At 75.3% G+C, this 377-nt stretch carries 1 protein-coding gene; it reads right to left on the bottom strand.

All coding sequences use genetic code 11. From position 1 onward, the window contains the following. On the bottom strand, nt 1-377 hold a 377-nt coding region (locus B7L92_RS43280; RefSeq protein ID WP_255311348.1), incomplete at both ends, for a cysteine protease StiP domain-containing protein.

Here is a 377-nt window from a genome sequence, read left to right as displayed (position 1 = left end):
CCACGCCCACCGCGTGGGCGAGGCGGGCGGCCGAGGCGTCCAGGGCCGTGCGGAACAGCTCCTGGTACTGCTCGCTCGGCTGGTACTCCACGGGCAGCGACTCCGCGTAGTGGGCGCCGCCGCTCTGGATGGCCTCCTCGCGTTCCTCGGTCGGCGCCTCCAGCGTCACGTCCGAGAGGTCCTGGAGCAGCCAGCCGACCTCCTCGGGCGGGTACGAGGAGAAGGCGGGGCCTCTGAGGGGCTCGGGCAGCATGGTGGCGGGCCTTTCGGGGGCGTGCGGTGCGTCCGGTGTCTCCGTGGGCGCGGGGACGTACGACGGCACGACCGCGAGGAGGACCTGGGGGGTGTGCGCGGCGAGCCGGGCGAGCAGGCCGCCG

The organism is Streptomyces viridosporus (assembly GCF_002078235.1).
Taxonomy (GTDB): Bacteria; Actinomycetota; Actinomycetes; order Streptomycetales; family Streptomycetaceae; genus Streptomyces; species Streptomyces viridosporus.
Note: the sequence above shows the minus strand (reverse complement) of the source record. Positions and strands in the feature narration are given on the sequence as shown.